At 63.9% G+C, this 4,903-nt stretch carries 2 protein-coding genes and 2 pseudogenes; 2 read left to right on the top strand and 2 right to left on the bottom strand.

Going from position 1 to position 4,903, the window contains the following annotated elements; genetic code table 11:
- Positions 1–479, top strand: a pseudogene (locus tag JX325_RS12685) (MBOAT family protein); the annotation flags it as partial.
- A gap of 1,566 nt (positions 480–2,045) precedes the next feature.
- Entirely contained in the window at positions 2,046–3,851 is a 1,806-nt protein-coding gene (lepA, locus tag JX325_RS12690; RefSeq protein WP_204791479.1) for a translation elongation factor 4, read from the top strand.
- A gap of 62 nt (positions 3,852–3,913) precedes the next feature.
- Here the strand turns inward: lepA and JX325_RS12695 are convergent, their stop codons facing one another.
- Positions 3,914–4,093, bottom strand: coding sequence for a ferredoxin (locus tag JX325_RS12695; protein ID WP_204791480.1), 180 nt, complete (start codon positions 4,091–4,093; stop codon positions 3,914–3,916).
- Positions 4,094–4,168: 75 nt separating this feature from the next.
- Positions 4,169–4,903 (bottom strand): annotated as a pseudogene (locus tag JX325_RS12700) (amino acid decarboxylase); the annotation flags it as partial.

A 4,903-nucleotide genomic window follows, 5' to 3' on the forward strand; every position in this document is an offset into this window, starting at 1 on the left:
GGTGGACCTTCCTCATCTGGGGCGGGCTCCACGGCCTGGGCCAGATCGCGGAACGGGCCTGGGGGAAGGGCCGGGAGAGGCTTCCAAAGCTCCTGCGCTGGGCCGTGACCTTCGCTTTTGTCAACGCCGCATGGGTCTTCTTCCGGGCCCCCGGCGTCTCTCAGGCGCTGGCGCTTTTGAAAACCGCCGTCACCGCCGACTTCCGCCCCCCGGCGGAGTGGCTGATGGCGGACGTGTTCGCCAAGGAGGCCAAGGCCTTCGGCATGGTGTTTCCCGCCCTCCGGGGCTGGACGGCCCCGGTCCTGACCTACGGGCTCTTTGCCGCCGCCCTGCTGGCGGCGCTGTGGCCCCGGAACGCCGTGGGGCAGATGGACCATTTTAAGCCCGCCTTCTGGCGGGCGGCGGTCCTGGCTTTGCTTGCGGCCTGGTCCGTGCTGTCCTTCACCGGGGTGACCACCTTCATCTATTCCAATTTCTGAGGCTGAGCCATGAACAAGATNNATNAGCGCTGGGCNCGCCGCTTCCTGGCGGTCCTGCTGGCGGCCCTGGCCCTGTGCGGCGGGATTGTGTACGCCGTGGACCCCTGCCTCTATTACCGGATGCCGGAGAACCGCCTCCCCGCCTTTTTCAACGAGCGGTATCAGGCGGCGGGCATGGCGAAAAACGTCCCGGCGGACACGGTGCTTTTGGGCACCTCCATGGCCGCCAACTACCGCGCCGCCTGGATCGAGGAGTTTTACGGCGGCGCGGGGCTGCGCATCACCATTCCCGACGGGTACTTTTCCGAGTTCGACCAGGTGNTGGGCCTGCTCTTCCGGGAGAACCCGCCGGAGCGGGTGCTGTTTGCCCTGGATTTAAACGCCCNGATCCGGGNCGGCNGCGGCGTGACGGACGCCATGCCGGAGTATCTCTACAACCGGAATNCCCTGGACNACGTGAAGNATCTTCTGAACAAGGACTCCCTCTACTACAGCCTCTACGCCCTTATAACCGCCCGCCAGGGCGGCGGGCAGACCCTGGACGAGGGCTTCACCTGGGACAAAACCTCCCGGTGGGGGAGGTACGAGGCCCTGCGGACCTATGACCGTCCCCCGGTTTCGGAGGAGCGGACGCCGGAAAACGCCTATCTGCAGTTTACCCTGGAGAATCTGGCGGTGATGGAGGACTGGTTCCAGGACCACCCGGAGACGAAGTTCGAGATTTTCCTCTCCCCCTACAGCATCCTCTCCTGGGACCGCTGCCTCCGCCGGGGAGACCTGGATGCCCGGCTTACGGCCCTGCGGACGGCGTGCCACACCCTGAACCGCTGGCCCAACGTCCGCCTTCACGCGCCGCTCTTTGCCAAGGACATGGTGACGGAGCTGAACAACTACTGCGACTACATCCACCACTCNGGCGAGGCCGNGAAGTGGGTGCTGGGGAACGTGTGCGCCGAGAAGTTCCTCCTCCGGGAGGAGGACGTGGAGAAGACCCTGGCGGACTGGCGGGAGTTTGTGATACACTACGACTACGACGCGCTGTGGGACGGCGAGTTCTGGGAGCGGTGGTACGAGGACCATGACCAGCCGCCGGACTGGTGCAAGAGCTGAAAAAGGAGGGCCCCATGAAAAAAATCCTGCCCATTGTCCTGGCTTTTCTCATCGGCGCGGCCGCCGGGATACTGTTCGTGCTGCCGGGCTTTCATAAGAGGACGGACATCGATCNGCAAAAGTTTGCCGTCTCTGANGACGGGTCCATCGTCACGGTACAGACGTTTCCCGAGGGTTCCATGGGCTTCATCCGGGCCATGGAGGCCAAGCAGTTNGGCGATGAGATCCACTGCTCCTTTTACAGCTGCTTTGGCGGGCTGAACAGCAGCATTGGGTCAGAATACAGGTTTGACATTCAACCGGATGATTCCACCGAACGGATATACTTCGACCGGGGGACAAGTCCCGACGTTCTAGTCCTGGAGCGGGACCCGGACACCGGCGTGTGGGCGGCAGTGTACCCCCATCTTCCGCAAGTATGACACCATCAAGACTTCCCCAAGGAGGCTTTTTTCTATGATAAACCAAGACCACATCCGCAACTTTTCCATCATCGCCCATATTGACCACGGCAAGTCCACCCTNGCGGACCGCCTTCTGGAGAAGTGCAACGCCGTCAGCCAGCGGGAGATGGAGAGCCAGCTCCTGGACAACATGGACTTAGAGCGGGAGCGGGGCATCACCATCAAGGCCCGGGCCGTGCGGCTGAACTACACCGCCGCCGACGGGGAGGACTACGCCCTGAACCTCATCGACACCCCGGGCCATGTGGACTTCAACTATGAGGTGTCCCGGTCCCTGGCCGCCTGCGAGGGGGCCGTGCTGGTGGTGGACTCCACCCAGGGCGTGGAGGCCCAGACCCTGGCCAACACCTACCTCGCCATGGAGCACGACCTGGAGATTCTCCCGGTGTTCAACAAAATCGACCTCCCCGCCGCCAACCCCGCCCAGGCCAAGCAGGAGGTGGAGGACATCATCGGCCTCCCGGCCCTGGACGCGCCGGAGATTTCCGCCAAGATGGGGGTCAACATCGACGCGGTGCTGGAGGACATTGTGAAAAACGTCCCGCCCCCCTCCGGGGACGAGAAGGCCCCCCTCAAGGCCCTGATTTTCGACAGCCAGTACGACAGCTACCGGGGGGTCATCGTTTACATGCGCCTGATGGAGGGCAGCCTCCGGGCCGGGCAGACGGTGAAGATGATGGCCTCCGGCGCCAGCTACCAGGTGGTGGAGTGCGGGCATCTGCTGCCTCTCGGCATGGAGCCCTGTGACTGCCTCCGGGCGGGGGAGGTGGGCTATTTCACCGCCTCCATCAAAAACGTCCAGGACACCCGGGTGGGCGACACGGTGACGGACGGGGCAAACCCGGCGGCGGAGGCCCTCCCGGGCTACCGGCCCGTGCAGCCCATGGTTTACTGCGGCATTTACACCGAGGACGGGTCCAAGTACCCGGACCTGCGGGACGCGCTGGAAAAGCTGCGGCTCAACGACGCGTCCCTGAGCTTTGAGCCCGAGTCCTCCGTGGCGCTGGGCTTCGGCTTCCGCTGCGGCTTTTTGGGCATGCTCCACATGGAGGTCATCCAGGAGCGGCTGGAGCGGGAATTTGATTTGGACCTGGTGACGACATTACCCTCCGTAATCTATGATGTTTATAAAACGGATGGTAGTCTGGTCCGGGTGGACAATCCCCATAATTACCCGGACCCGGCTTCCATCGAGCGGGCGGAGGAGCCCTATGTCAAGGTGTCCATCATCAGCCCCAACGNCTACGNGGGGAACATCATNCCCATGTGCCAGGAGCGCCGGGGGGAGTTCAAGGACATGCAGTACCTGGACACCCACCTGGTGGAGCTCCNTTACCAGATGCCGCTGAACGAGATTATTTACGATTTCTTCGACACGCTGAAGGCGAACACGAAGGGCTACGCCTCCCTGGACTACGAGCTCTCCGGCTACCGGCCCAGCGAGCTGGTGAAGGTGGATTTGCTGCTGAACGGGGACCAGGTGGACGCGCTGAGCTTCATTGCCCACAAGGACAAGGCCTATCCCCGGGCCCGGAAGCTCTGCGAGAAGCTGAAGGAGAACATCCCCCGCCAGCTCTTCGAGGTTCCGGTGCAGGCGGCCATCGGCGGGCGGGTCATCGCCCGGGAGACGGTCAAGGCCATGCGNAANGACGTGCTGGCCAAGTGCTACGGCGGCGACATTACCCGGAAGAAGAAGCTGCTGGAAAAGCAGAAGGAGGGCAAGAAGAAGATGCGCTCCCTGGGCTCCGTGCAGATTCCCACGGAGGCGTTTTTGGCGGTGCTGAAGCTGGACGAATAAGCGTAAAAGGGGAGCTGCCCGCTTTGGGCAGCTCCCCTCTTTTATACGCGTATGCGCGGGCCTCAGCCGATGCTGATGGCGCTCACCGGGCACTCGTCCCGGGCGCTCTGGGCCGCGTCCAGCATTCCGTCAGGGACCTCTCCGCCGTGGGCAAAGCCGTCGTCTCCCATGGAAAATACCTCCGGGCAGTTCCCGGCGCACAGGCCGCAGCCGATGCAGCTTTCATTTACCGTCGCGTTCATCGCGTTTCTCCTATTCTGAAAAAAATTTGCCCCGTCCCAGAGGAACGGGGCGGCAAGGCTAGTGTGCCTCATTTTTTAATTTTCACTCTTTAAAACGTCCACGCGTTTTACGCCGTAACAGCGAAACAGCGCCAGGGCCTCCGGCCCAATCCGCTCCCCGGACACGGCGATGGGCACCGCCGGGGGACAGCCCACCGTGGGCGCGCCGCAGACCCGGCCCAGGCTCTCCNCCGCCGGGACGGACTCTTGGGGGGCGAACAGGGCCTCCCGGATNGAGAGGACCCNCTNTCCCTTTGCCAGGGGCAGGGAAACCGCCGGGGCGGCGGGAGNCCGGTTTTCCCCCAGGGCGGCGGAAACGCGGGCAAGGTCCTCCGGGGTNTTTTCCGGCGTGGTCATGAGGACCAGGAAGTCCCGGTCCGCGTACTCGCATTCCGCGCCGCCCCGGCGGAGGCGGTCCGCCAAATCCAGACCCGTCAGGCCCGAAGGGGCCCGGAGGGTCAGGCGGAGAGGGTCGGAGGGTTCAACCTGCCAGCCGTTGGCGGAAAGGGTTTTCCCCAGGGCCTCCAGGCGGCGGACGGCCTCTTTCAGGCGGGCGGGGTAATTTTCTGATAGATAGCGGCTGCACAGGTCCAGGGACGCCAGGGTCAGATAGGACGGGCTGGTAGACCCAAAGAGGGCCAAGGCCGCTCTGGCGTTTTTTCGAAAAGCCGCCGGGGCGGTTTTGGCAATGTGCAGGTACGCCCCGCCGGTGAGGACCGGCAGGGTCTTGTGGGCGGAATCGCAGGCGAGGTCCGCCCCCAGGTCCAGGGG

The sequence above is a fragment of the Oscillibacter sp. CU971 genome, assembly GCF_905219725.1.
Taxonomy (GTDB): domain Bacteria; phylum Bacillota; class Clostridia; order Oscillospirales; family Oscillospiraceae; genus Oscillibacter.

Excerpts from the sequence above, each read along its gene's own strand:
- JX325_RS12695 (WP_204791480.1), bottom strand. The coding sequence starts at position 4,093 with ATGAACGCGACGGTAAATGAAAGCTGCATCGGCTGCGGCCTGTGCGCC.